This is a genomic window from Deinococcus depolymerans (assembly GCF_039522025.1).
Taxonomy (GTDB): domain Bacteria; phylum Deinococcota; class Deinococci; order Deinococcales; family Deinococcaceae; genus Deinococcus; species Deinococcus depolymerans.
Genome location: NZ_BAAADB010000014.1, coordinates 71,276 through 97,246 on the forward strand (window position 1 = coordinate 71,276; position 25,971 = coordinate 97,246).

A 25,971-nucleotide genomic window follows, 5' to 3' on the forward strand; every position below is an offset into this window, starting at 1 on the left:
CTTCGCGGCTGTGCCAGTCCGTCCTGACCGTCCGCATTCACCCGCTCTGCTGCGGGGCGTTCCAGGTCCGCCCGGCCAGACAGCCTGCCGCTTCACGGCAACGGCTCCAGTGCCCGGAACGGCTCTAGTGCCCGGCAGCCACCGACATGGTCGCGGCGTCGGCCAGACGTTGCAGGGCCGGCCGCAGGGCCGGGAGGTCCACGCGGGCCGTGTGCCAGACCAGCCGCACCTCGATCCCGAAGTAATCGTGCGACACCAGGTTCCGCACGTCGCGCAGCAGCGTCCAGGGCAGTTCCGGGTGCGTGTCCTGCACCGACTGGGGAATGAACTTCGTGGTCTCGCCCAGCCGCGCCAGCCCGTGCAGCACGGCCTCCTGCACCAGTTCGTCCCGCTCGAAGGTCGCCAGGGTCAGGCCGTCCGTGAAGGCCACCACCCGGTCCAGCACGCCGAGCAGATCGAACACCCGCCAGCGCCAGCGCTTGTCGCGGTGCGAGGACGGCAGGTTGTCCGGGACGCTCAGCACGTCCACCGCGTCCGCCAGGATCTCGGCGCGCAGCGGGGCGCGCAGGGCCCCTTCCGTCACCACGTCCACCCGGCGGCCCAGCGCCCGCTCGAACACCTCCCGCGCCCGCATCAGGTCCAGCAGGCCCCGCGCCTGTGTGGGCGCGAAGTCGATCAGCAGGTCGATGTCGCTGGCCTCGCCCGCCTCGCCCCGCGCGACCGACCCGAACACCCGCACGCGCGTGACCCCCAGCGCCGCCCACTGCGCCTGAACCTCCCGCAGGCGACCCGCGACCGTCTCGAGGCGAACATCCGGAAAGAGCGGCTGGGCAGCGTTCATTCCGTTCAGGATACGGCCCTCACGGCGGGGCGGGCCGTATCCTGAACGGGTGATTATCGCCGTGGGCCACGACCTGATCGAGATCGACCGCATCCGGCGCATGCTGGAACGCGAGGGCCGGCGGGCCGAGAAGCTCTTCGCGCCCAGCGAACTCGCGTACTGCGCGCGCCTGAGCGACCCGGTCCCCAGCCTCGCGGCGCGTTTCGCGGCCAAGGAAGCCTTCCAGAAGGTCTGGCCGCGCCCGCACGGCTGGCGGGACGTGTGGGTGGAGCGCACGCCCACGCCCGGCGGTCCCTTTCCGTTCGCGCGGCCGCACCTGGCGTTCGCGCCGCACATCGAGCAGCACATGCGCGAGCAGGGCTGGACGGCGCACCTGACCCTCACGCACACCCGCGAGCACGCCTCGGCCGTCGTGATTCTCGAGGAGCGCTGAGCGGCCGGGCCTGAGCGTTCCTTCACGGTCCGGCAGGCGGACCCGCGAATCGTCGTGCCGCTGACACCCGCGCGGGCCGGCCCGGGCATACGCTGGGGCATGAACGCCATGGATGCCGTCCGGTTCGTTGACACCCCGGCCCGTTCCGGAGGGACCGGCGGCACGGGGGGTCCGTACCGGGCGGTGACGCCACCCGCCGCGCCGGCCCCCACCCGGCGGCCCAGTCCGCTCGCACGCTGGCGGCCCCGGGGTGTCCCCCTCACGGTCCGGGTGCAGGTGGTCGTGGCCGCGCTGCTGCTCACGCCGGCCCTGGCGCTGGGCAGCGGCCCGAAGGTCTCCCCCGCCAGGGCGGGCGCCGCGGCGTTCCCCGCGCCCGCCCAGCCCCGCCCCGTTCAGGCGACCAGCGTGACGCCCGGCCGGACCCTGCTGCTGGATTTCTACGCGGTGCGGCTGGATGGACTGTGGGCGCTGTTCTCGCCGGACGTGCGGGCGCAGTGGGGCACGCTGGAGGCCTTCCGCGCCTTCCGTCGCGACGGTCTGGCGCAGTACGGCCCGGAACGGCAGGTGCTGCAGGAACGGACCTTCACGCGCGGCCGCGAGAGCGTGTACGTGCGCAGCGCCACCTTCGAGAAGGCCCCGGCGCTGGTCTGGGCGGTCGTGATCGGCTTCACCGGCCCGCAGGTGACGACCTTCGGCATCACCCTGCAGGAGGACCGCAGCGACGATCAGGTCGCGTGGCAGCGCCCCCCGTTCCCGTGAGCGCGGCCAGCAGCCGGTTCAGGGGCCGTCCTGGCTGCCCTGGCGGGCCAGTTCACGGCCCGCGGCGTCCGTGACGGTGAAGGTGTAGGCGTCGGCGCTGCGGGTCAGCCAGTTCACGCGCTGGTCGACGCAGGCGTCCGGCACTTCCAGCTGCGCGGGCGCCGGGTAGCGGCGGTCCAGGCTGTTCTGCCGGTAGGTTTCCAGCGTGCGGGTCAGGCTGTTCGCGCAGTTCTGCGCGGCGGCGCGGGCGGTCACGCGGCCCGCGTCGGTCGGCAGGCCGCTCTGCTGGGTGGCCTGCACGGCGCTCAGCTGCCGTTCGAGCGCCTCGACCCGGCGGGTCAGGTCGGCGTTCTGCGCGCGGGCCTCGCGGTCCTGGCAGCCGCCGAGCAGCGGCGCGAGCAGGAGGAGCAGAAGGGCACGCCGGATCACGCGGGGCAGGTTAGCGCACCCGACCACACCGCTGGCAAGCGCCGGCCCTCATGAGGCCCTTCATGAAGGCCCCGGGCCGCTCGACCGTCCGGTTCAGCGGTTCAGGACGCTGACGATCTCCACGTGACTGGTCTGCGGGTAGAAGTCGTGCGGGATGACGTCCGCGAGCTTCCAGCCGCGCCGCACGAGGTCGCCCACGTCACGCGCCCACGTGGCCGGGTCGCAGGAGACGTACACGAGGCGGTCGGCGGTGCTGGCGTTGATGTGCTCGCGCGCGCCCTCCTCCAGCCCGGCGCGGGGCGGGTCCACGACGATCACGTCGGTGCCGAGTTCGCTGAAGCGGGCGGCGTCGCCACTGCGGAACGTGACGTTGCTCTCGCCGCTGACCGCCACGTCCTGACGGCCACGGGCGAGCGCCTCCGGCGCGGCGTCCAGCACGGTCACGCGCCGGAAGTTCGGGGCGAGGTGACGGCCGATCGCGCCGGCCCCGCCGTACAGGTCCACGGCGTGCTCGCCCTTGCCGGCCAGTTCGGCGGCCCGCTCGTAGGCCAGTCCGGCGGCCTGCGGGTTCACCTGCGCGAAGCCCGTGGCGGACACGCTGACCTGCACCTGCCCGAACTGCTCGCGGATCTCGCTCTCCCCGGCGATCAGGCGCACGCCGGCGCTGAAGCGCTTCCCGGCGGGCTGCGCCAGCGACACGCCCACCACGCCGGCTTCCATCAGGTGATCGCTGGCGCGCAGGTACTGGCGGGTCTCACCGGCGCCGATCACGGCGGCGACGACCTCGCCGGTCAGGCGGCTGGCGCGGAACGCGACCTCGGTGGCGGGGTCCAGCAGCGTGGGATCGATGCGGTCCATGACGGCCTGGATCTGCGGCATGACCAGCGGGTCCCTGCGCACGACCAGCGGTTCGCTGCCGCGCCGCTCGCGGTAGGCGAGGCCGCCGGGCGTCACGAGGTACTGCGCGGTGTTGCGGTACCCCCAGGCCTCGGGGCTGGGCACGGTGGGTGACACGCCGTGCTGCACCTTGGCGATGCGGCTCAAGGCCTCCTGCACGAAGGCGCGTTTGAAGTCCAGCTGCGCCTCGTAGGTGGCGTGCGCCAGGTCGGCGGTGGGCAGGTCCGGGCCGTCCACGCGGACGGGACTGCGGCGCAGCACCTCGACCGTCTGGCCCTGGCGCACGCCCTTCCCGGCCCTGACCCGCGCGGTGACCTGCTCGCCGGGCAGCGCCCCACGGACCAGCACCACGCCGGACTCGTCCCGGGCGAGCCCCAGCCCCCCCGCAACAAGTTTCTCGATTTCCAGCGTAAGTAAAGCGTCCGACATAACGTACAGGGTAGCGCGTCCGGCCGCTGCGCCGCTGCCCCCAGCTCACGTTGCGCCCCGCGCGGCCCCTGCCGACGTGGCGCGGCAGCCCCAGGGGAATCCCCCCGGAGGCCGCCGCGCCGCACAGAACTGGCGTGCAGTTCAGTTCTCGTATTCGAGGTACGTGTAGCCGAGCAGTTCCTCGCCGTAATCTTCGAGCAGTTCGTGTTCCTGCTCGCCGGTCAGGGTGCCGAGTTTGATGGCGGCGTCGGCCTGGTCCTCGATGGCGTCGCGCAGCATGGGTTCCTCGTAGCCCATGGACTCGATCATGCGCCGCGCCTTCTGGCCGCGCACGAACAGGTCGATGTGGTACTTCCCGCCGGGGCGGACCGTCACGTGGGCCTCACTGACCTTGCCGAACAGGTTGTGGGCGCTGCCCAGCACGTCCTGGTACGCGCCCATCAGGAACACGCCCAGGTAGTAGGGGCGGTCGCCGGGTTCGTGCAGCGGCAGGGTGGCCTTCACGTCGCGCAGGTCGATGAACTTCTCGATCTTGCCGTCGCTGTCGCAGGTGATGTCCACGATGGTCGCCTGCCGGGTGGGTTTCTCGTTCAGGCGGTCGAGCGGCACGATCGGGAAGAGCGCCTGGATCGCCCAGTTGTCCGGCAGACTCTGGAACAGGGAGAAGTTGCAGATGTACTTGTCGGCCAGGACTTTCTGCAGGTCCTCGAGTTCGTCCGGGACGTACTTCTCGTTCTGGATGAGCCGGGCGATCTTGCGCAGGATGGCGTTGAACAGCGCCTCGCCGCGCGCCCGGTCGGGCAGGGTCACGTAGCCCAGGTCGAACAGGTTGTGCAGCGTCTGCTTGTCGCCGACCGCGTCGTTGTACGACTCGCGGTAGTTGCGCGCCGAGATGTTCGCGAGGATCTCTTCCATGTCCTTGACGATCTGGTGGCTGTTCTCGTCGGCCGGGGCGAGGTCCTCGAGGTCGCGGGTGGGGCCGGTGACGTCCACGACCGGCAGGATCAGCACGGCGTGGTGCGCGGTCAGGGCCCGGCCGGACTCGGAGACGATCACGGGTTCCGGCACGCTTCTGGCCTTGCAGACCTCCTGCACGGTGTACACGATGTCGGCGGCGTACTCGCGGACGGTGTAGTTCATGCTGGCGTAGAAGGTGGTCTTGGAGCCGTCGTAGTCGACGCCCAGGCCGCCGCCCACGTTCAGGTACTTCAGTTGCGCGCCGGCGGCGATCAGGCCGGCGTACGTCTGGGTGGCCTCGCGCACCGCGACCTTCACGCGGCGGATGTCGGTGATCTGCGACCCGATGTGGGTGTGCAGCATGACCAGCGTGTCGAGCATGTCCTCTTCCCGCAGGCGTTCGACGACGCGCAGCAGTTCGTAGGCGTTCAGGCCGAACTTCGCCTGGTCGCCGCCGCTCTCCTCCCACTGCCCCGAGCCGCGCGCGTGCAGCTTGAAGCGCACGCCCATGGCGGGGCGCACGCCGAGCGCCTTGGCCTGCTTGAGGATCCGGTCGAGTTCACTGAACTTCTCGATGGTGATGACCACGTTCTTGCCGAGCGTGCGGCCCCACAGGGCCAGCTTGATGAACCCGTCGTCCTTGAAGCCGTTGCAGCACAGCAGCGCGTCGGGGTGCATCTTCTGCGCGAGGCACAGCGCCAGTTCGGCCTTGGACCCGGCCTCCAGGCCGTGCGCGAAGTCGTACCCGGCCGACGCGACGGCCTCGACGACCGCGCGGCGCTGGTTGACCTTGATCGGGAACACGCCCTGGTAGTGGCCGGTGTAGCCGTACTCCTGAATGGCGGACTGGAAGGACTCGTTCAGGTGCTTGACGCGGCCCGTGATGACCTGCGGGAAGCGCAGGATGACCGGCAGGCTCTCCCCGCGGTCCACGATCTCGTCCACGATGGAGCGCAGCGGCACGTGCAGGCCGGGGCTGGGCGTGACCTCAACCTGACCCTTGTCGGACACGCGGAACCAGCCGCCGGACCAGTTGGGGACCTGGTACAGCTCGGCGGCGTCGGTGGTGGAAAAACTGCTGGGTGTCGTCATGAAGGGCGTCCTCCTCCGTGGGGATAGGCTCGCCGTGCGCGGGGTTCGGAGTTGCGCTGCCCGGAACCCGCCGCGGCGGGCACTGACGGGAAGGCACTCACGGACGCCGTGCGAAACCGGGCGCATGATACGGCAAAGGCGGTGGCCCGGATGTCACCTGCCACTTCATTGTTCGCAGGGGGTGGCGGCGCGGGCGCCGGGCAGTGGCCGCAGGGAGTGGCCGCAGGGCGAAGCAATGGAAGAAGGGAGCGGAGGCTTTCACCTCGCTCCCTTCTGACTGGCGGTCCGGACGGGATTTGAACCCGCGACCTTCTGCGTGACAGGCAGATATGCTAACCGCTACACTACCGGACCAGCGGAACAGAGATTACGGGCCGCAGCCGCAGAAGTCAAGGGGTCTGGGCGGGCCGGGGCGGCGCGGGGGCCAGCACCACCCGGTCCCGGCCGTCCGCCTTGGCGCGGCGCAGCGCGGCGTCAGCCCGCTCGAAGGCGGCCTGGAGTGGCTCGCCCGCCGGACTGAGGCTCAGGCCGGCGCTGAGCGTCACGCGCTGCCCGCCCGTGAAGGTGCGGCGCGCGACCTCCGCGCGGATGTCCTCGATCAGACCGGCGACCCGCACCGTCAGGTCCGCGCTGCCCGCAGCGGGCGGACCCGGCAGCAGCAGCGCGAATTCCTCACCGCCCCAGCGGTACGCGCGCCCCTGGCCGGCCAGCACGTCGAGGATCACGTCGGCCACCGCCCGCAGCACGCGGTCCCCGGCGGTGTGTCCATGCGTGTCGTTCACGCCCTTGAAGTGGTCGACGTCCAGCAGGGCCAGCGCCCAGCTGCCCACGGCAGACGCGCGGGCCTGCTCGTCGAAGGCGCGGCGGTTGAGCAGCCCGGTCAGGGTGTCGCGGCGCAGGGCGCGTTCGCCGTCCCGGTAGCGCCGGTTGATGTCCGCGAACGCCACCCCGTACAGCACCACCGTGAGGCAGACGATCAGCGTCAGCAGCGGCGTGTGCGTCGTCAGCTGCGGCTGCAGGCCCCGCAGCTGCCAGCGCCACAGCAGCGCGACCGCGCTGCCGGTCAGGACCAGCCCGTACAGCCGGCCGGTGCGGGGCTCGTCCATGAACAGCAGGGTCCAGGCCAGAACGGTGGCAGGGGTCAGCAGCAGCGTCAGCGTCAGCAGCTGCGGATCGCCGGGCAGCCCGCCCGGGCCGGACAGCAACGCCACGCCCAGCACGAACGCGACCGTGACGCCCGGGAAGGTGCGCCGCAGCAGGTCGTGCCAGCGGACCGGCAGCAGGGCGTGCAGCAGCGCCGTCACCAGCGTCAGTGCCGTCAGCACCAGCAGGACCCGCAGCGAGCCGGGCCGCGCGTCCGGGACGGCCGTGAGCAGCACCGCGCCCACCAGCGGCAGCGCCACCCGGAAGTACAGTTGCCCGATACGTTCCGGCAGCGGGTCCTGGGGGGCAGGCGGGTTGGTGGGCCCTGGGGGCATGGGGGCACGCTCCTTCACTGCCCCCAGCATAGGAGCGCGCGCCTGCCAGCACTCTGACACCCGGCCCCGGCCCCGCCACCTTCATGCCCGCGCGGGCCGGACGCGGCGGCACGCCCCCGGAGGGGTACGCTGCTGGACATGTTCCGCCGCGACCCCACCCACGCCGCGCTGCGGGAACTCGGTGACGTCCTGGGCCGCGACCTGGGCCCCCTGCGTTCCCGCTTGCGGGCCGCGCTGCCGCGCGGCGGCGTGGTCGCCGCGGCCTGCGCCGGGCGGCAGGCGGTGACCGCGCTGGACCACCCGCGCGGCGCCCGGGACGCCCTGTTCGAACTGGCCAGTGTCAGCAAGCCGTTCACGGCGGCGCTGGCGGCCGAGCTGGTCCGGGCCGGGCAGCTGGACTGGCACGCCCCGCTGGCCGCGCTGGGCGGCCCCCTGCGGGCCGCGCCGCGCCACGTGACCGCGTGGCGGCTGGCGACCCACACCGCCGGGCTGCCCACGCACCCGGCGCGGGCGGCCGTGACGGTCCTGACCCGCTTCCACGACCCTTACGGCGGCATGGACGCCCGCGCGGTCCTGGGCAGCGTGCGCCGCTGGGCCGGACCGCCCGGCCGTTTCCGGTACTCGAACCTGGGGGTGGGGGCGCTGGCGCTGGCCTGCGCCGTGGCGGCCGGCGAGCCCTGCAGCGCCGCCGGGTACGGACGCGCGCTGCGCCGCCACGTGAGCGGCCCGCTGAACCTGCACGTGACGCTGGACCCGCCCGCCCCGGCCGCGGGGGCCGGGCAGGCCACGGCCTTCGGGCCGCTGGCCGGGGCCGGCGGGCTGTTCGCCACCCCGCCGGCCCTGCTGACCTTCGCGCAGGCGCACCTGGACGGGCGGCTGGGCGACCACTGGGTCACGGCGGAGCGCCCGCCGGGCCTGCCGGCGGGACTGGCGGTCACGGCCGGGTGGCTGGCGCGCGGACCGCTGCGCTGGCATGACGGGGTGGCGCGCCAGTCACGCGCCGGGCTGGCCTTCCATGCCGGCACGGGCGCGGCCGTCGCCGTCCTGGCCCGGGGCGGCCTGCCGCTGCTCGGGGGCCGTGAGGCCGTCACGCGCCTGCTGCTGCAGCTGCTGGACTGACCGCGCCGGGTTCAGGGTGTGGGCGCGATCCAGCTGACGCTGCGGGCGTCGTTCAGGGCGACGGGCAGCGTGACGCTGCGCCAATTGCCGTTCTGCAGGCCGAGCAGGGTGTCGTGCCGGCGCAGGGCGCTGCCGGTCAGGGTGTACAGGAAGCCGTCGGGCGTGACAGTCAGGTCGCGCAGGTCGCTGACGTTCTCGACGGTCGCGGCGGTCGTCGCGCGGCCGTCCCACAGGCGCAGCGGTTCACTGCCGGTGCCGGCCAGGGCGGGGTCACGCCACGCGGCGAGCAGGGCCCCGCCGGTCCACAGACGGTCGAACCGGACCGCCCCGAGGGCCGCGCGGGTGGTGGTGGGGTCGGGCAGGCCGGCGGGCGTGAGGCTCTGGACGCCGGTGTCGGTCGCGGCGATCAGGGTGCCGCCCAGGTTCGCCAGGTCGCGGATGGCCGGCGCGGCCTGCGGGAGACTCACCTGCGCGACCGGGTCACCGGCGGTGACGGGCGCGGCCCGCAGGACCTCGCTGCCGCCGCCCAGGCGGGGCCGGGTGACGACGGCCACGTCGCCCTGCACGGCGAGGCGGGTGGGGGGCGCGTCGGGGGCGGGGGTGGTGACGAGCGCGGTGGGCAGCGCGGCGGTCCAGACGGGCGTGGCGTTCTGGTACAGCGCGAGGTTCTGCACGCCGCCGCAGTCGCTGAGGATCAGCAGGCGGTCGCGGGCGGCGTTCTGCGCGGAGCGCAGGTCGCAGCGGGGCGTGAAGGCGGGGTCCGGGTAGGGGCGCGGGTCGTTCAGGTCCGGGGCGCGGCTTTCCACGCCGTCACGCCGGGTCAGCAGCAGGCGCCGGCCTCCGGCGGGCGTGGCGAGGCTCACGCCCCCCGCGACGGTCACGCGCGCCCGTTCCGGGGCGGTGACGGTCCCGTTCGTGTCGGTGGGCGTGACGGTGCGCAGGACCGCGCCGCCGTCGCTCAGGACCGCCAGCGTGAGGGGCGCACTGACTTCCTCGGTGCCGGTGCAGGCGCCCAGCAGGGCCGTGAGGAGCAGGGCGGCGGGCCGCGGGAACGGGAGCCCGCTGGTGGGCCGCGGGGCAGACGGACGGAACACGGAACGCTGGGGCATGGTGGGGCACCTCGGGCGGGCAGGGCGGGGAGGGGTCAGGGGTTGATCAGGGGCACGCGGACGCCGCCGTCGGTCAGGTCGAACAGCGGGTAGAAGGTCTGGCCCGGCAGGCCCACCGCCAGGCGGTAGCGGCGCAGGCCCAGGTCCGCCTCGGCCTGCAGCGCCCAGCAGCAGCGGTCGATGGTCAGGCCGATCACCGGGGAGAGCGGCGCGGGGTTCTGCCGCACGCCGTCCAGCCAGGTGAAGGTCTGGCGCAGGCTGCCGCTCAGGTACGCGCCGGGCGCCTGCCCGCTGCGGCCGATGCCCACGCTGAGCCGCACGGGGTCGAGGATCAGCGTGTCGGTGGCGTGGTCGTCGGGGAAGGTGCCGCTGCGGGTGCGGGTGTACGCGGCCCGGCCGGCCAGCGCGGCCCGCTCTCCGAACAGCCAGGTGGCGTCCAGGCTGGCGCGGCTCAGTTCGGTGCGCGGCTGGTCCAGGCCCGGGGTGTTCAGGGTGGCGCCCAGGGCGAGGCGCTGGCCCGGACGGGTGGCGTTCAGGCTGCCGCTCAGGGCGGGGCGCGTGAAGCCGCCGCGCACCAGGTCGTACGGGCCGCCGTACGTGACGTTCCAGTTCGTGGCGCTGCCCTGCACGGTGCCCACGCTGAAGGTGAGGGTGCCGCTGTCCGGCGCACTGGCGGGGCGGTTCAGGAGGAGGGCGTGCGCGGTGCTCAGGCGGTACGCGCCGCGCCACGTGAGGCTGGCGTCCCCGATCAGCTGCCCGGTGGGGGGCAGCAGGCGTTCGCTGCCGCTCAGGGTGACGGGGTTCAGGACGGTGTCGCGCGTGCGGGCCAGGGTGTAGGACACGCCGATCTCGTTCACGTCGGGCGTGCGGACGTTGTGGATCAGGTAGGTGCTGAAGGTGTTCGTGCGCACGTCGCCGGTCACGGTGGCGCGCAGCGTGAGCGGGCCGGGACCGGTCAGGCGGGCATAACTGCCCGAGGCGCTCAGGGCCAGGTCCGGGGCGGGCCAGCCGCTGCTGCGGGTCCGGCTGGCCGGACGGGCGGGCGTGGTGGGCGTGGCGGGCTGCGCGGGCGTGACCGTGACCTGCCCGGCGTTCGGGTCACCGAGGGACGCCGTGAACGCCGCGCTCTCCAGCTGCTGCGTGTACAGGTTCACGCTGCTGCTGGCGCTCAGGGTCAGCGGCAGGCGGTTGACGCCCAGGGTCAGCTGCAGCGGTCCCTGCTGTTCGGGGGGCAGGAACAGGTCGCGGCTGTACGACGCGCCGAAGGTGACGTCGCGGGCCGGCACGGCCGACAGGGCCACGCCCAGCGGGGCGCTCAGCAGGCGGCCGCCCAGCGCGTCGAAGGCGAAGGGACTGGTGCCCTCGGTGCGGTTGTACGCGCCGCTGACGCTCAGGGTGTTGGTGGTGTTGAAGCGCTGCGTGAGGGTGGCGGCCAGGTTCAGCTGCACGGTGCGGGCGCCCGTGCCGTAGTAGCGGCCGGTGAAGGTGTTCTTCAGGCTCAGGTCCGCGTCCTGCCAGGGGCGGGCAGTGTACGCGAGGTCGTGCTGCTCCTCGAGTCGTTCGGTGGTGATGTTCGGGCCCTGGGCCGACGCGCTGCGTGAGAGCGGGTTGCTGGCCGCCGTGTACCGCCCGGCGGTCACGCGCACGTCCGCGCTGAGGTTCCCGCTCGTGTACACCTTGGGGTCCACCGTGACTTCCGGGAGTTTCAGGGGGGTGCCCAGGGGGGCGGTGGGTTCGGGGCCGAAGCGGTTGACGTAGTTGAAGTCCGCCGTGAACAGCGGGTAATCGGCCTTCGCGCCGAAGGTGACGTTCGTCACGCCGCGCTGCGGGTCGCTGTCGCCGCGGCCGACCTCGCTGCGGCTGACGTTCAGGGTGTAGTCCAGGTCGCGCAGCGCCGATACCAGCGGCAGGCGGCCACGCACGCCGAATTCCAGGTCCAGGTCGTAGCCGCTGCGGCCTACCGGGCGGGGGTTCGCCAGCGCGTACAGGTTCAGGCGGTCCACGAGCGGCAGCGGCGCGAACGACCGCAGGCTCACGCCCAGGCCCACACTGGGGTCGCGGTTCTGGTAGTAGCGCAGCAGCGTGGTGCCCAGGGTGCTGCTGCCCACGCTGAACGGCAGGTCGGCCTGCACGGTGTAGCCGTCCACGGTGTCCCGCCCGACCTCCAGGCGTGGTTGCCGCTCGCGGTCGTTCAGGGGCAGCACCAGCACCGGCAGGAACAGCACCGGCACGTCGGCCAGCAGCAGCTGCGCCCGGTACGCGACCAGCCGGTCGCCGGGGTACACGATCAGCCGCTCGGCGCGGAACGCGAAATCGTTCGGGGTGCGGCCGCAGCGGGCGCAGGTCGTGAAGTACCCGCCCGAGGCGCGCAGCTGCCCCGGAATGCGCTCGACCTCCTGTCCGCGGATTTCCAGCTGACTGTCGCTGATCAGCACGTCCTCGCCCGTCACCTGCTCCTGCCCGAGTTCCACGACCAGGTTCTCGCCGCGCAGGTCCTGCCGGTCCCTGGCGCTGCGGTAACTGGCGGCCCCGACCAGCGTCAGGACGCGGCGCGTGCGGTTGAACTCCACCCGCTGCGCGCGCACCACGTCCTCGTCCACGCGCAGTTCCACGTTGCCGCCCGTGATGATCACGAGTTCCTGGCCGTCCACCTGGCGCAGTTCCAGCGTGTCGGCCGAGATGATCCGCACCGTGCGCGCCCCGGCGGTGTCCAGCAGCCCCAGGCCCAGCAGGCCCAGGCCCAGCAGCGCCGCCCGCAGGCCGCGCCGGCCCCCCCCGGGCCGCTGCGCGTCCCGCCGTCCGTCGCGCGGCCGGGCGCGGCGCTTCATTCGCTGCCCGTTCCGGCGCGGGCCAGCAGCGGAGCGAGGGACGCCGGTTGCGGCAGCGCCGGGCCCAGCGCCAGCGCCGGCGCCGGGTCCGGGATGCCCGGCCGGGTGGGCGCAGCCTGCGCGCTCAGCGTACCCAGCACCGTTCCCGGGTAGTAGAAGCCCAGCACGTGCAGGTGGTCGTACCCGGCGCGCGCCAGTCCCAGCGCCCCGTACTGCGACAGGCCCACGCCGTGCCCCGCCCCGCTGCCCGAGATGACCAGGGGATTCAGGCCGGCCAGCGTCACGCGGGTGCCGGACGCACCCAGCGAGCGGATGAAACCCCCGGCGTTCGCGCCGCTGAGTTTCAGGGCGCCCGCCGCGCCCACCAGCAGGATCTCGGCCGGACGGCCCGACTCGCTCAGGCGCGTGACGGTCACGCTGGTCAGCGGCCCGGTCTTCCCGCCGTACTGCGCGGCGACCGCCTGCACCTTCGCCAGCGGCACCGTCACCTGCCAGCGCGCGCGTGGACTGCCGGCCGAGAAGGGATCCGGGCGGGCCGTCAGGTACGGCACGTCGCGGCCCCACACCTCGGCGCTGGACGCCGTGAACCCACCGGAGTCGCTGCTGAAGTACGTGCTGGCCGCCCTGGACCCGAAGGCGACCACCTGGGTGCGCGTGGCGGTCACGGCCGCGTCGGTCGCGGGCTTCTCGGCCGACAGCCCCGGGTACACCTGGCAGCTCTCGGTGGCGCAGGTGTCGTACGGCGCGGCCGGGTTGATGCGGGCCGACACGTACGTCCGCGCGATCACCGCCTGCGCCTGCAGGGCCGCCGCCGGCCAGGACGCCGGCATCTCGGCCGGGACCACGGCCCGCAGGTAGTCCTCGATGTCCACGACGTTCACGCCCTGCACGCCGCCCTGCTCGGCGCGCAGCTGCACGCCGCCGCGGTAGGTGCGGCCCGCGATCTCCACCGTGCGGTCCGCGCCGGGCGGCAGGTACAGCGTGGCGCTCCCGGTCGGCTGGCCGTTCAGGGTCAGCTGCGCCGCCCCGCCCGTTCCGGTCACGCCCACCGTCCATGCCGACGTGGGCAGCGCCGGGGCCGGCAGCGCGCCCGTCCCGCCGGTCAGTGCGCCGGTCACGCCGGTCGCCGGGGCCGGCGCGGACGGCACCCGCACGCTCAGCTGCGGTCCGGACGCCACGAGCACCCGGACATTCAGGGCGGACGCGCTGCCCGGTCCCAGCAGCAGCGCGGCAAGCAGGAGAGCGCCGGAACGCAGGCATGAACGCATGATCAGCAGCAGTATACCCAGCGCGTTCCCCCGGCGACTGACAGGACCGTGAGAAACGCCGCCCCGGGGCCGGCCCTGCTGGCGTTCGCTGTAACGTTTCCCCATCCGCGGCGATCCGCGCCGCGCGATCATGCCTGGCATGACCGCCTCCTCCTCCCGTTCCGGCCGCGCCTGGGCGCACGTCGGCCAGCCCTTCACGCCTCCCGCGCCGCGCCCGGACGGCACGCACCACGATTTCATCGTGATCGGGGCCGGGCGCATGGGCAGCGTCCTGACCGCCGCACTGGCCGCCCACGCGCCTGCCACGCGCCTGCTGCTGATCGAGGAGGGCGGCCTGCCCAACGAGGACGGCGACACCATCCTCGCCCCCGGCCTGTGGACGACCGCGCACCTGCCGGCCGACCGGCACGCCGCCGCGCAGGCCAGCCGCGCCCTGATCGAAACCTTCGGGGCGCCCACCCCCCGCCTGCACGTGAGCCTGCACGCCCACGCCACGCCCGGCAGCGTGCCCACCCGGGACGCCCTGCGGGACCACCCGGACACCCTGGCGCTGCTCGACCCGGCGCGGCTGCCGCACGCCACCACCGACCCGCACGCCCTGACCTACCGCCCGGGCACCCTCGCGCTGAACGCCGCGCAGGCCGCCGTGCGCGCCGGCGCGGACCTGCTGCTGAACACCCGCGCGGTTCCGCAGCCCGGCGGGGCCGTGCGCGCCGAGCGGTTGACGGTCACGAACACCCATCAGGTCGTCACGCACGAGACGCACCTCCTGCGCGCCCGGCACGTCATTGTCGCCGGCGGGGCCGCCGGGCCGGCGCTGGCCGAGCAGCACCTCGGCGTGCACACCCGTCACGGCCGCGCCTACCGGCAGTCCCCGCACCTGAACGTTCCCAGCGGCCCGGACAGTCCCACCCTGCACCACGCGGGCCTGACGCTGGTGCCCCGGCACGGGGCGTACACGCTGCATCCGCGCGTGCATCACCGCGACCCGCACGGCTACCGGCCCACCGGGGGGCACCTGACCGGCGTGCCCACCGGCCTGCGGCGCGAGACCCTCGAGGACCTCGTGGCACTCATGGAGGACCTGCCGGTCCTGGCGACGTCGCAGCTGCACCTGGGCCGCAGTCTGGCCGACATTCCCGGCGCGTGGACGGCCCTGCCGTACGGCGACCCGTTGCACGCGCCCCTCTTCGAGGCGCTGGACCCGCACGTCACGCTGCTGCTCGGCGGGCCACACGCCGACACCCTCGGGCCGCAGGTCGCGCAGGCCCTCGCGCAGCAACTGGCCGGGCGGTAGGGCGGGCTGCGCGGGGAAGCACAGGGAAGGCCCGCGTGTTGTCTACCCCTTCCCCACCTGCCCGCCGCCCCTGGCACCTAAGCTGTCGGCCATGAGAGCGGCGCGAATTACGGGCTGGTCAGGGGTGAACGCCTGACGGCCCGCGCGCTGCCAATCGTCCCCCACCCGCTGCCGGTGGGGGTTTTTCGTTCGAGTCGAGGAAGGGGTGATGCGTGGTGATGCAGGTCAGGGAGTTCAAACCGGGTGAGATGGACGCGATGGACGTGCTGCGGCTGGCACTGACGAGCAAGGTGTACGGCGCGGCCATCGAGACGCCGGTCAGCGAGACGCCGCTGCTGAGTGGCCGCGTGGGCAACCGGGTGCTGCTGAAGCGGGAGGACCTGCAGCCGATCTTCTCGTTCAAGTTGCGGGGCGCTTACAACCGGATGGCGCAGCTGACGGCGGAGGAACGCGCCCGGGGCGTGATCTGCGCGTCGGCGGGCAATCACGCGCAGGGCGTGGCGTTCGCGGCGCAGAAGCTGGGGGTGCGGGCGGTGATCGTGATGCCCGCGACCACCCCGGAGATCAAGGTGGGGGCCTGCCGGGCGCGGGGCGCGGAGGTCGTGCTGTTCGGCGACAGTTTCAGCGACGCCGAGGCGCACGCCTTCGCCCTGCAGCGGGAACTGGCCCTGACCTTCGTGCATCCGTACGACGACCCGCTGGTGCTGGCCGGGCAGGGCACGGTGGCGCTGGAACTGCTGCGGCAGGTCGAGGCCGAGGGGCCGCTGACGGTGTTCGTGCCGGTGGGCGGCGGGGGCCTGATCGCGGGCGTGGCGGGCGTCCTCAAGGCCTTGCGGCCGGACATCCGGGTGGTGGGGGTGGAGCCCGAGGACAGTGACGCCATGTTCCAGTCCGTGCAGGCCGGCGAGCGGGTGCGGCTGGACACGGTGGGCATCTTCGTGGACGGCGTGGCGGTCAAGCAGGTGGGGGCCTTCACCTTCGACCTGACGCGCCGCTACGTGGACGACTGGGTGCGCGTGAACACCGACGAGGTGTGCGCGGCCATCAAGGACGTGTTCGACGACACGCGGGCCGTGATGGAACCGGCCGGGGCGCTGGCGGTGGCGGGCCTGAAACGCTTCGTGGAGGAGCGGGGCGTGACCGGCGAGACGCTCGTGGCGCTCACCTGCGGCGCGAACGTGAACTTCGACCGCCTGCGGCACGTGGCGGAACGCGCCGAGATCGGCGAGCAGCGTGAGGCGATCCTGGCCGTCACCATTCCCGAGCGGCCCGGCGCGTTCCGGGAGTTCATCGAGGTGATCGGGGCGCGGGCCGTGACGGAGTTCAACTACCGGTACGCGCCGCGCGCGCAGGCGCAGATCTTCGTGGGTGTGCAGCTGGCCCGCGCGGCGCAGCGGGCGGCGCTGGTGGCCGAACTCGTGGCGCTGGGGTACGCGGTGACGGACCTGACGCAGGACGAGCTGGCCAAGGTTCACGTGCGGCACATGGTGGGGGGGCGCGCGCCGGAGGCGGCGGGCGAGCGGGTGTTCTCGTTCACGTTCCCGGAGCGGCCCGGGGCGCTGCTGGAGTTCCTGACGCACCTGCACGGGCGCTGGAACATCAGCCTGTTCCACTACCGCAATCACGGGTCGGCGCACGGGCGGGTGCTGGCGGGACTGCAGGTTCCGGCGGGGGACGAGGCGGCGTTCGCGGCGTTCCTGGCGGGGGTGGGGTACCCGGCCGACGAGATGACCGGGAACGCCGCGTACCGGCTGTTCCTGACCTGAGCGTGGTGCCGGGGTTGGCCTTGCGGGCGGCGCGGGGCGGCCCTGATGAACGGCCGCTTCACGGGGACTCAAGTGGGTCTGAAGTGAATTCCCACGCCGCGCCGGGGGTGGTGTGGGACGGTGGGGCATGAATGATCGGCTGATCCGGGAGTGCATCGAGGCCTGTCTGGCGTGCGTGACGGCGTGCGAGGAGTGCGCCTCGGCGTGCCTGTCGGAGCCGGAGATCGACATGATGCGCGGCTGTATCCGGCTGGACCGGGACTGCGCGGACGTGTGCGCCGTCACGGCGCGGCTGCTGATGCGGGGCAGCGACCTGCACGCGCAGGTGTGTGCGCTGTGCGCCGGGGCCTGCGCGGCCTGCGCCGCCGAGTGCGGGCAGCACCGTCATGATCACTGCCAGCGCTGCGCCGAGGCCTGCCGCCGCTGCGAGGCGGCCTGCCGGAAACTGGCGGCCTGAACGCCGTATCCGTGAGGGAAAGTGAGTGGTCCGGGGGGTCCGGGTCCGGGGGGTAGACTGGATGGATGACGCCTCCCTGCCCTGTGCGTACGTCCCGTGATTCACTGGACGTACGTTTCGCTTTGGCCTATACTACACCGAGGTTGTTATGCTTCTAGCAGAAATTATCAGCGTGGGCACGGAACTGCTGTTCGGCGAGATCGTCGACAGCAACGCCGCGTTCCTCGCCCGTGAACTCGGGGCGCGCGGCGTCACCCTGCACCGCAAGACCGTGCTGGGAGACAACCTCACGCGCCTGACGGACGCCGTGCAGACCGCACTCGGCCGCGCCGACCTGATCATCCTGGGCGGCGGCCTGGGCCCCACCGACGACGACCTGACCCGCGAGGCCATCGCCGCCGCCCTGAACGAGACCCCCACCGAGGACGCCACGCAGCTCGCGCACCTGCGCGGCCTGTTCGAATCCCGCGGGCGCGCCATGCCCGAGATCAACCGCAAGCAGGCGTGGCTGATCCCCAGCGCCGAGGCCCTGCCCAACCCGGTCGGCACCGCGCCCGGCTGGTTCGTGCGGACCACGCGCGGCGGCACGCCGAAACTGCTGGTCGCGCTGCCCGGCCCGCCCCGCGAGATGCGGCGCATGTGGCGCGAGCAGGTGCTGCCGCGCCTGCCGCTGCCCACAGCGGCGCTCGAGCACACCACCCTCCACACCCAGGGCCTCGGCGAGAGCGCGGTCGCCGAACTGCTGGGCGACCTGACCCGGCAGGCGAACCCCAGCGTCGCCACGTACGCCCGCGCGACCGGCGTGGACGTGCGCGTGGCCGCCAGCGCCCCGGACCGCGATCAGGCGGCCGCGCTGCTGCACCCGGTCCGGCAGCGCGTCCGTGAACTGCTGGCCCGCTGGACCTGGGGCGAGGACGACCAGACCCTCGCCGGGGCCGCGCAGGGAGCGCTGCAGGGCCGCACGCTGGGCGTCATCGAGGCCGGCAGCGCCGGGACCCTCTGCACGCTGCTGGCCGACCAGCCGGGCTTCCTGGACGCCGCCGTCACGCAGGACCACGCGCGGCTGATCACGCTGGGCCTGACGCCCGTCACGCTGCGGGACCAGGGCCTCGTCAGCGAGCAGGCCGCCCGCGAACTCGCCGCCGGGGCGCGCGAGCACCTGGGGGCCGACGTGGGCCTCGCGGTGGTCGTCGCCACGACCGGCGAGCGGGCCGGGCAGGCCTTCGTGGGCCTGAACGTCCCGCAGCCCGGCGGCCCTCCGCTCGAACGCACCCTGGGCCTCGACTGGCCCGGTGACGCCGCGCAGGTGCGGGAACGCGCCGCCGTGAGCGCCCTGTCGCTGCTGCGCGCGGCCCTCAGCGCCCCCACCAGCCCCCCCTCCACCCCTCCCGAGCCCCGCACGCCCGCCCCCCAGCCCCGCACCGCCCCGGCCCCCGAACAGCGGCCCGAAGGAAGGACCGCATGAAGATCAAGAAGACCACCCGCCCACCCCGACCCGTCCCCACCCCGGCCAGCGAACCCGGTGCGCTGCGGCGCGCCGTCAGCGAGGCGCAGGCCGCCGCGCCGCGCCATGACCGCCCGGCCGGCAAGGCCGCCCCCGCCGAGGCCGCGGCCGGCAGGGGTGCAGGCAGCCGGGGTCCGTCCGGCGGGCGCCCGGGCGCGAAAGCGGCCCGGCCTGCCGGTCGCCCGGAGCCCCGCCCCGCGAAGGCGGCGGGCAGCCGCGACGGCAGCCGCCCCAGCCGTGACGACGGGCATCAGCCGGCCGGCACGCAGCGCCTGTTCTTCGCGCTGAAGGTTCCCGCCAACCTCGTCGGGCCGCTGCGGGAAGCGCAGCGCAAACTGCGCGGCAACTGGCGCCGCGTGGACCCCGACCAGCTGCACGTGACCCTGGCGTACCTGCCGGCCGTGCCGGCCGACCGCGTGGACGACCTCAAACGCCTGGGCGTCACGCTCATGCAGGACCTCGCCCCCATGCAGGTCAGTCTGCGCGGCACCGGCTACTACCCGAACGAGGGCAGCCCCCGCGTGTGGTTCGTGAAGGTGGAGGCCGAGGGCCTGCCGGAACTGGCGCAGGCGCTGCGGGACGGCATTCACGCGCTGGGCCTGGAGACCGACGATCAGCCGTTCAAGGGGCACATCACCCTGGCGCGCAAGAAGGGCCCGGCGCCGCGCGTGCCGCCCCTGACCTTCACGCACGGATGGCAGGCCGGCGGCGCGGTCCTGTACCGCAGCATCCTGCGTAAGACCGGCCCCATCCACGAGACCGCCAGCAGCTTCCGCTTCCGCGCGCCGCTTCCCACCGGGGCCGACGCCACGCTTCCAGACACCGACCTCAGCACCGAGGTTCACCGCAGCGACACCCCACCGGCCACCCCGGCCGTCACCGACCCGCAGTAAGCGCCACGACCCCCGGCCGGCCCCAGGAGGGCCAGAGCGGGCAAGGAGACTCCATGAGCAAGGAAAAAGACATCACCGCCGCCCCCACCGACGCCAAGGAACGCGCCAAGGCCATCGACACCGCCATGAGCCAGATCGAGAAAGCGTTCGGCAAGGGCAGCATCATGAAACTCGGCGCCGAGAGCAAACTCGACGTGCAGACCATCAGCACCGGCAGCCTCAGCCTCGACCTCGCGCTCGGCGTGGGCGGCATCCCCAAGGGCCGCGTCACCGAGATCTACGGCCCGGAAAGCGGCGGCAAGACCACCCTGGCCCTGAGCATCATCGCGCAGTCGCAGAAGGCCGGCGGCACCGCCGCGTTCATCGACGCCGAACACGCCCTGGACCCGGTGTACGCCCGCGCGCTCGGCGTGAACACCGACGAGCTGCTCGTCGCGCAGCCCGACAACGGCGAGCAGGCGCTGGAGATCATGGAACTGCTCGTCCGCAGCGGCGCCGTGGACATCGTGGTGGTCGACTCGGTCGCCGCCCTGACCCCCCGCGCCGAGATCGAGGGGGAGATGGGCGACAGCCTCCCCGGCCTGCAGGCCCGCCTCATGAGCCAGGCGCTGCGGAAACTCACCGGGATTCTCAGCAAGACGAACACCGCCGCCATCTTCATCAACCAGGTCCGCGAGAAGATCGGCGTGATGTACGGCAACCCGGAAACCACCACCGGCGGCCGCGCCCTGAAGTTCTACGCCTCCGTGCGCCTGGACGTCCGCAAGATCGGGCAGCCCATCAAGGTCGGGAACGACGCCGTCGCGAACACCGTGAAGGTCAAGACCGTGAAGAACAAGGTCGCCGCGCCCTTCAAGGAAGTCGAACTGGCGCTGGTGTACGGCAAGGGCTTCGACCAGCTCAGCGACCTCGTCACGCTTGCCAGCGACATGGACATCATCAAGAAGGCCGGCAGCTTCTACTCGTACGGCGACGAACGCATCGGCCAGGGCAAGGAAAAGGCCATCGCGTACATCGCCGAGCGCCCCGAGATGGAAGCCGAGATCCGCGAGCGCGTCCTGACCGCCATCCGCACCGGGAACGCCCCGGAACTGCCCACCAAACCCATCGCCGAGTGAAGGTGAGGGTCGAAAGGTGAGGGGGGGAGGGGCCGGTGAGCCTCTCCCCCGTTTCATGGCCCCCTGTTCGTGCCGGGTGCCGGCCACCTGGCTTACCCGGCCGTCCCTCTTTCGGCGGACGCCGCGTGCGTGCCGCCCGGCGCAGACTGGGGACAGGCTTCGGGGTGGGGTTTCCGCGTGGGAGACATCGACAACCCACACCCAAGGTCAGAGCCCCCCACCCGGGTGAAGGTGGGGGGCTCGTTGCACGCCGTCCTGCGGGTTAACGGCGGCTGAGGTTCCAGACGGTGGGCAGCAGCAGCGCGGCCAGCAGCAGCTTGATGGTGTCGCCGATCAGGAAGGGGGTCAGTCCGGCGGTCAGCAGCGCGCCGCCCCGCAGACCGGTCAGGGCGCCGAGAACCGGGAGGCCCACGGCGTAGATGACGACGCTGCCGGCCAGCATGGCGAGGCAGGTGCCCAGGAACCGCCGGTCCAGGCCGTAGCGTTCCACCAGGAAGCCGACCAGCGCGGCGGCCAGCGGGTAGCTGAAGAGGTAGCCGACGCTGGCGCGCAGGCCAGTGCCTGCGGCGTTCATCAGGCCGGCCGATCCGCCCGCGTACACGGGCAGGCCCGCCGCGCCCGCCGCGACGTACACGGCCAGGGCGGCCAGGGCGCGCTTCCAGCCGAGGGCCGCGCCGACCAGCAGCACGCCCAGCGTCTGCAGGGTCAGCGGGACGGGTTTCAGCGGCACTTCCGCCTGGGCGAGCAGCGCGACGAACACGGCGCCGCCCGTGACGAGCAGCACGTCGCGCACGAGGCTGGGGGTGGGGGCAAGCTGGCGGGCCAGGGTGGGGTGGGTCATGGTCATGGTGGTCTCTCCTTGCGGTGGGGGTGGGTGATCAGCGGTCCGGCCGGGTGGCCGCTCAGGGTGACTGCTCAGGGGGCCGGGCCGCTGCCCCCTTCCGGCACGTCGGCCGCCGGAGGGGGAGCCTCCGGGCCGAGGCTGCCGATCAGCTGCACGTCCCCGGCGCTGACGGTGCGCGGCCCCTGCGCCGTGTGGACGATCAGGCTGCCCTGGGCGTCCAGGTCGGCGGCGACGCCCTCGAGCGGGCCGGCGTGCGTGTGGATCAGGACGGGCCGGCCCAGGGTGACGTTCGCGGCGCGCCACGCGTTCAGGATGTCGGGGGCGGGCGCGGCCAGCCAGCGCTCCAGTTCGCCGAGCAGGGTGCCGAGCAGGGCGGCGCGGGTGGGGTGCGGCGTACCCGGCGCGCGCAGGGCCGCGAGGTGAGCGGCGTCCTGCGGGGCGGCCGTGACGTTGATGCCGATGCCCAGCACGACGCGGCGGGCCTCCTCGCCGCGCAGGTCGGCTTCCAGCAGGATGCCGGCAAGTTTACGGCCGTTCGGGGCGAGCAGGTCGTTCGGCCATTTCAGGCCGCCCACCCCGGCGGCGCGCTGCACGGCAACTCCGGCGGCCAGCGGCATCAGCGGCAGGTCCGCGAGGGTCAGGGGGCCGCCGCGTGGACTGCGGGTCAGCAGGACGCTGAAGACCAGGGTGCCGTGGGTGGTGTCCCAGCTGCGGCCGCGCCGGCCGCGCCCGGCGGTCTGGCGTTCGGCGACCATGACCGCGCCGTGCGGGGCGGGCTGCTGTGGGTGGTCGGCCCAGGCGCGCAGTTCGTCCTGGGTGCTGGTCACGGTGCCGTGGTAGCGCATGGCCTGTCCCAGGGTGCCGCCGCGCACCGTGAGTTGCGGGGCGGGCGTCCCGGCCGGCAGGGCGTAGCCGCTGCGGGTGACCTGCACGGGCACGCCGCTGTCGATCAGGCGGCGGGCGAGGGTGTTCACGGTGACGCGGTTCACGCCGAGCGACTGCCCGAGGGCGTCCCCCGTACGGGGGTGGTCGGTCAGGAGGGGCAGCAGGCGCTCGGGCATTCGTTCAGTGTTCTACGCGCTTTGCTGAACGAAGGCAATGAACCGGGTTCAGAGAAGGCGGCCGTGGCTTCCCGGACGCGCGGCCGCAGGCTTTGTTCCCCGCGTCATGGGCGCGTCAGGGTGCATTTGCTAGACTGCCCGCATGACGATGGTGCGGCAGACCAAGCAGCGCGCGGCGGTGATCGAGGTCCTGCGGACCGCGCGGTCCCACCCGGACGCCGCGTGGATTCACGCGCAGGTGCGCGGGCAGCTGCCCAGCGTGAGCCTGGGCACCGTGTACCGCACGCTGGACGCCCTGGTCCGCGACGGCGTGGTCGTCACGCTCGAACGCGCCGGGCAGGCCACCCGCTACGACTACAAGCACGAGGGTGACGCCCATCACCACGCGGTGTGCCGGGCCTGCGGCGCGATCTTCGACGTGGACGCCGCCGTGGTCCCCAGCCTGCCCGCCTCGGCCCTCCCCGCCGGCTTCCAGGTGACGGACGTCCGCCTGGAATTCCTGGGCGTGTGCCCCACCTGCCAGCCGGACTCCGCCTGATACGAACTCCGGGCAGACCGGCCCGCCGGGCGCTTCGTCCCGGCCGGCGGGCGGTACTCTGCCGGGTATGAAGCCCGTCCCGCCCCCCGCTCCCGAAGTGCAGCCTGACGTGCGGGAGTTCCCCACCTACCGCCTGCCGACCTTCCTGCCGCCGTTCCTGCTGGGCTGGGGGGCGGGCGTCGCGCTGACCTTCGCGGTGCGGGCCGTGGGCGGCGCGCTGCTGGGGGGACCCTGCGAGGGCCGCACGCTGCTGGCCCTGCTGATCCCGCTGCTGCTGGGACCCGGCGGGCTGGCCCTGACCGCCGCGAACTGGCGGCGGCCGCGCCGCGCGGCGCTGGGCCTGGGCCTGGTCGTGGCCTCGCTGCTGCCGGCGCTGTACGTGGGCGCGCAGGACATCGGCCAGTTACGCCGCAGCGGGTGCGCCGGCGGGTACGTGGTCGTCTCCCGCCCGGCTGTGGACGGCCGCGCGGGCGGCAGCGTGAGCAGCGTGGCGCTGGAGGCCGGGTCGGCCGTGACGCTCAGCGCGCGCGTGGGCGGGTACACGCCGCAGACGCATCCGGGCGTGTTCACGGTGCAGGTCCAGAGCAGCGCGCCGGGCGTGACGGTCACGCCGGGCCGCACCCGGGTCCGCGTGGGCGAGGCCTTCCCGGTGCGGGTCACGGTGTCGGCCGCGACGCCCGCGAACACGTACACCGTCGGCATCGGGGCGCGCACCGTCCGCGACGGGCAGACGGCCGAGGCGACCGGCACGCTGGAACTGAACGTGCGGCCCGCGCCGCGCCCGACCCGGACCCCCGCCGCGCGCCCCTGATCCCGGCGCGGCGCCGCTCGGCGGGGGGTGGGGCGCGGCGGGCGGCGGATGGTACGCTCGTCCGGTGAACGTGACGGAACTTTCCAGCATTGCCCTTCAGACGTTCCTGACGATGCTGGTCGTGATGGACCCGGTGGGCCTGGCCCCCATCTTCATCGGGCTGGCCGGGAACCGCCCCAGTTTCGAGCGGCGGCGCGTGGCCCTCAAGGCGTGTCTGGTGGCGGGGGTGATCATCCTGCTGTTCGGGCTGTTCGGCCGGGCGCTGCTGGAGCACCTGGGCATCAGCCTCAGTTCCTTCCGCATCGCGGGCGGCATCCTGCTGTTCCTGATCGCGCTGGACATGGTGTTCGCGCGGCCCAGCGGCAGCAAGGAAACCGCCGAGGAGGAGCAGGAAGCGCACGAGCGTGAGGACATCAGCGTGTTCCCGCTGGCGATCCCGCTGATCGCGGGGCCCGGCACGCTGGCGAGCATCATGATCCTGGCGGCGGACGCGCACGGCTCGCCACTGCTGCTGACGGCCGTGTTCCTGGTGACGGCCGCCGTGCTGCTGCTGTGTTACCTGGCGCTGCGCCTGTCCGGGCAGATCGCGCGGGTGATCGGCCTGACCGGCGTGCACGTGGTCACGCGCGTGCTGGGCGTGCTGCTGGGCGCGCTGGCCGTGCAGTACGTCGCGGACGGCACCCTGGAACTGATCCGCGGGGGCCTGAAGACCGGGTGGCTGCCCGGCACGCTGCCCTGGCTGACCTGAGCGGCCCGCGCCTCCCGCTAGGCCATTCGCCGCAGGGTGTGAGACGGATCACTAAGCGTCCCAGCGCAACATTCACCTGACGGCCGCACCTTAGAATGCCGTGCATGACCTCCAGAAAGGACGTGCAGGAAGACACCCGAATACCCCGTATCGCGGCCGACCTGAACGCGCCGCGCGTGCTGGTGCTGAACGCGTCGTACGAGCCGCTGCACGTCACGAGTGCCAAGCGGGCCATCACGCTCGTGCAGTACGGCGTGGCGGAGATTCTGGAGGACAGTGCGGACGTGGTCCGCTCGCCCAGCACGGTCATGTGCGTGCCCAGCGTGATCCGCCTGCGCCGCTACGTGCGCCGCCCGCGCGTGCATCCGGTGCCGTTCAACCGCCGCAACGTGCTGCGCCGCGACACCTTCACCTGCCAGTACTGCGGGTCGGCCGAGGAACTCACGCTGGATCACGTCATGCCGCGTTCGCGTGGCGGGCGGCACACCTGGGAGAACGTCACGACCGCCTGCCGCGCCTGCAACCAGCGCAAGGGCAACCGCACCCCCGAGGAGGCCGCCATGCCCCTGCGCACCCGCCCGCGCGCCCCGACCTTCGGGGTGTACGCCCACGGGCAGTTCGCGCACTGGCAGCCGCAGTGGAGCCGCTACCTGGGCGGCTGACGCCGGCCCCTCTGGCCGCTAGACTGCCGTATGAACCGTGATCAGGCGTACGCGTTGATGCAGCAGCACACTCCGTCCGGGTCGCTGCGGCGGCACATGCTGAACGTGGAGGCGGCCATGCGGGCCTACGCCCGTCACTGGGGCGAGGACGAGGAACTGTACGCGGTGGCGGGCCTGCTGCATGACTTCGATTACGAGCTGCACCCGGAGGAGCACCCGACCTGGGGCGTGGCGTTCCTGCGCGAGCACACGGACACGCCGCCCGCCGTGCTGGACGCGATCATGGGGCACGCGGCGTACACCGGGACGCCGCGCGAGTCCCGGCTCTCGAAGACGCTGTTCGCGGTGGATGAACTGACCGGGCTGGTGCAGGCGGCCGCGCTCGTCCGCCCGGACCGGGACGTGCGGCAGGTGGAACTGAGCAGCCTGAAGAAGCGCTTCAAGAACCGCGCTTTTGCGGCGGGCGTCAACCGCGACGAGGTCGAGCAGGGTGCCCGCGAGCTGGGCGTGCCGCTGGACGAGCACATGGAGCGGGTGCTGCGGGCGCTGCAGGAGGCCGCGCCCGCACCCGAACTGGCCTGACCCGGCCCCCGGTAGACCCGGCCACAAACCCGCCACCCGCGCGGAGCGGGG

The 25,971-nt window shown here is 73.3% G+C and carries 24 protein-coding genes and 1 tRNA gene; 14 read left to right on the forward strand and 11 right to left on the reverse strand.

Annotated features, from left to right (window positions below; genetic code table 11):
• Positions 1-124: 124 nt before the first annotated feature.
• A complete protein-coding gene (locus tag ABDZ66_RS09090) occupies positions 125-841 on the reverse strand; it encodes a HepT-like ribonuclease domain-containing protein (RefSeq protein WP_343758010.1) in 717 nt (238 codons plus the stop codon).
• 49 nt (positions 842-890) lie between these two features.
• On the opposite strand from ABDZ66_RS09090, the gene ABDZ66_RS09095 reads away from it, so the two are divergent.
• Complete coding sequence (locus ABDZ66_RS09095) at positions 891-1,274, forward strand: 4'-phosphopantetheinyl transferase superfamily protein (RefSeq protein WP_343758012.1); 384 nt, start codon at positions 891-893, stop codon at positions 1,272-1,274.
• A gap of 99 nt (positions 1,275-1,373) precedes the next feature.
• On the forward strand, positions 1,374-2,033 hold the full coding sequence (locus ABDZ66_RS09100; protein ID WP_343758014.1) for a hypothetical protein: 660 nt from the start codon (positions 1,374-1,376) through the stop codon (positions 2,031-2,033).
• An 18-nt stretch (positions 2,034-2,051) separates the two neighbouring features.
• On the opposite strand, the gene ABDZ66_RS09105 is transcribed toward ABDZ66_RS09100, so the two are convergent.
• The 5 genes from ABDZ66_RS09105 to ABDZ66_RS09125 form a co-directional block, all read right to left on the reverse strand.
• Positions 2,052-2,462, reverse strand: a complete 411-nt coding sequence (locus tag ABDZ66_RS09105) for a hypothetical protein (protein WP_343758016.1) — start codon at positions 2,460-2,462, stop codon at positions 2,052-2,054.
• Between the two features lie 93 nt (positions 2,463-2,555).
• Positions 2,556-3,788: a class I SAM-dependent RNA methyltransferase gene (locus tag ABDZ66_RS09110; RefSeq protein WP_343758018.1), complete on the reverse strand. Its 1,233-nt coding sequence runs from the start codon at positions 3,786-3,788 to the stop codon at positions 2,556-2,558.
• Positions 3,789-3,929: 141 nt separating this feature from the next.
• Positions 3,930-5,837, reverse strand: a complete 1,908-nt coding sequence (speA, locus tag ABDZ66_RS09115; protein ID WP_343758020.1) for a biosynthetic arginine decarboxylase — start codon at positions 5,835-5,837, stop codon at positions 3,930-3,932.
• Between the two features lie 278 nt (positions 5,838-6,115).
• A tRNA-Asp gene (locus tag ABDZ66_RS09120) sits at positions 6,116-6,191 on the reverse strand.
• Positions 6,192-6,226: 35 nt separating this feature from the next.
• Complete coding sequence (locus ABDZ66_RS09125; RefSeq protein ID WP_343758022.1) at positions 6,227-7,333, reverse strand: GGDEF domain-containing protein; 1,107 nt, start codon at positions 7,331-7,333, stop codon at positions 6,227-6,229.
• A gap of 120 nt (positions 7,334-7,453) precedes the next feature.
• Here ABDZ66_RS09125 and ABDZ66_RS09130 point away from each other — a divergent pair, with 120 nt between their 5' ends.
• Positions 7,454-8,434 (forward strand): serine hydrolase domain-containing protein, encoded by a 981-nt coding sequence (locus ABDZ66_RS09130; protein WP_343758024.1) that lies wholly within the window; start codon positions 7,454-7,456, stop codon positions 8,432-8,434.
• 11 nt (positions 8,435-8,445) lie between these two features.
• On the opposite strand, the gene ABDZ66_RS09135 is transcribed toward ABDZ66_RS09130, so the two are convergent.
• The 3 genes from ABDZ66_RS09135 to ABDZ66_RS09145 are packed head-to-tail and all read right to left on the reverse strand — an operon-like array spanning position 8,446 to position 13,639.
• Complete coding sequence (locus ABDZ66_RS09135) at positions 8,446-9,543, reverse strand: hypothetical protein (protein ID WP_343758026.1); 1,098 nt, start codon at positions 9,541-9,543, stop codon at positions 8,446-8,448.
• Positions 9,544-9,578: 35 nt separating this feature from the next.
• Positions 9,579-12,371 (reverse strand): LPS-assembly protein LptD, encoded by a 2,793-nt coding sequence (locus tag ABDZ66_RS09140; RefSeq protein ID WP_343758028.1) that lies wholly within the window; start codon positions 12,369-12,371, stop codon positions 9,579-9,581.
• Positions 12,368-13,639 (reverse strand): SpoIID/LytB domain-containing protein, encoded by a 1,272-nt coding sequence (locus tag ABDZ66_RS09145; protein WP_343758030.1) that lies wholly within the window; start codon positions 13,637-13,639, stop codon positions 12,368-12,370. Before ABDZ66_RS09145 ends, ABDZ66_RS09140 begins: the two co-directional genes overlap by 4 nt.
• 139 nt (positions 13,640-13,778) lie before the next feature.
• Between ABDZ66_RS09145 and ABDZ66_RS09150 the strand changes: the two genes are divergently transcribed.
• The 6 genes from ABDZ66_RS09150 (at position 13,779) to recA (ending at position 20,674) form a co-directional block, all read left to right on the forward strand.
• Complete coding sequence (locus ABDZ66_RS09150; protein WP_343758032.1) at positions 13,779-14,936, forward strand: FAD-dependent oxidoreductase; 1,158 nt, start codon at positions 13,779-13,781, stop codon at positions 14,934-14,936.
• 218 nt (positions 14,937-15,154) lie between these two features.
• The gene (ilvA, locus tag ABDZ66_RS09155) at positions 15,155-16,702 is read left to right on the forward strand and encodes a threonine ammonia-lyase, biosynthetic (RefSeq protein ID WP_343758151.1); all 1,548 of its coding nucleotides are present in this window, start codon (positions 15,155-15,157) and stop codon (positions 16,700-16,702) included.
• A gap of 127 nt (positions 16,703-16,829) precedes the next feature.
• Complete coding sequence (locus ABDZ66_RS09160; protein ID WP_343758034.1) at positions 16,830-17,159, forward strand: four-helix bundle copper-binding protein; 330 nt, start codon at positions 16,830-16,832, stop codon at positions 17,157-17,159.
• A gap of 148 nt (positions 17,160-17,307) precedes the next feature.
• On the forward strand, positions 17,308-18,624 hold the full coding sequence (locus ABDZ66_RS09165; RefSeq protein WP_343758036.1) for a CinA family nicotinamide mononucleotide deamidase-related protein: 1,317 nt from the start codon (positions 17,308-17,310) through the stop codon (positions 18,622-18,624).
• Positions 18,621-19,556, forward strand: a complete 936-nt coding sequence (gene thpR / locus ABDZ66_RS09170) for an RNA 2',3'-cyclic phosphodiesterase (protein ID WP_343758038.1) — start codon at positions 18,621-18,623, stop codon at positions 19,554-19,556. Before ABDZ66_RS09165 ends, thpR begins: the two co-directional genes overlap by 4 nt.
• A 53-nt stretch (positions 19,557-19,609) precedes the next feature.
• Complete coding sequence (gene recA / locus ABDZ66_RS09175; RefSeq protein ID WP_343758041.1) at positions 19,610-20,674, forward strand: recombinase RecA; 1,065 nt, start codon at positions 19,610-19,612, stop codon at positions 20,672-20,674.
• Positions 20,675-20,936: 262 nt separating this feature from the next.
• Here recA and ABDZ66_RS09180 read toward each other — a convergent pair whose 3' ends face one another.
• Both ABDZ66_RS09180 and ABDZ66_RS09185 read right to left on the reverse strand, forming a co-directional pair.
• A complete protein-coding gene (locus tag ABDZ66_RS09180; RefSeq protein ID WP_343758043.1) occupies positions 20,937-21,521 on the reverse strand; it encodes a biotin transporter BioY in 585 nt (194 codons plus the stop codon).
• Between the two features lie 68 nt (positions 21,522-21,589).
• On the reverse strand, positions 21,590-22,579 hold the full coding sequence (locus ABDZ66_RS09185) for a biotin--[acetyl-CoA-carboxylase] ligase (protein ID WP_343758046.1): 990 nt from the start codon (positions 22,577-22,579) through the stop codon (positions 21,590-21,592).
• 142 nt (positions 22,580-22,721) lie between these two features.
• Here ABDZ66_RS09185 and ABDZ66_RS09190 point away from each other — a divergent pair, with 142 nt between their 5' ends.
• The 5 genes from ABDZ66_RS09190 (at position 22,722) to ABDZ66_RS09210 (ending at position 25,920) form a co-directional block, all read left to right on the forward strand.
• A complete protein-coding gene (locus tag ABDZ66_RS09190) occupies positions 22,722-23,117 on the forward strand; it encodes a Fur family transcriptional regulator (protein ID WP_343758048.1) in 396 nt (131 codons plus the stop codon).
• 67 nt (positions 23,118-23,184) lie between these two features.
• Positions 23,185-23,928: a hypothetical protein gene (locus ABDZ66_RS09195; protein WP_343758050.1), complete on the forward strand. Its 744-nt coding sequence runs from the start codon at positions 23,185-23,187 to the stop codon at positions 23,926-23,928.
• A gap of 64 nt (positions 23,929-23,992) precedes the next feature.
• Positions 23,993-24,676 (forward strand): MarC family protein, encoded by a 684-nt coding sequence (locus tag ABDZ66_RS09200; protein ID WP_343758052.1) that lies wholly within the window; start codon positions 23,993-23,995, stop codon positions 24,674-24,676.
• 104 nt (positions 24,677-24,780) lie between these two features.
• The gene (locus ABDZ66_RS09205; RefSeq protein WP_343758054.1) at positions 24,781-25,338 is read left to right on the forward strand and encodes an HNH endonuclease; all 558 of its coding nucleotides are present in this window, start codon (positions 24,781-24,783) and stop codon (positions 25,336-25,338) included.
• 30 nt (positions 25,339-25,368) lie between these two features.
• Complete coding sequence (locus ABDZ66_RS09210) at positions 25,369-25,920, forward strand: HD domain-containing protein (RefSeq protein ID WP_343758056.1); 552 nt, start codon at positions 25,369-25,371, stop codon at positions 25,918-25,920.
• Positions 25,921-25,971: the final 51 nt, after the last annotated feature.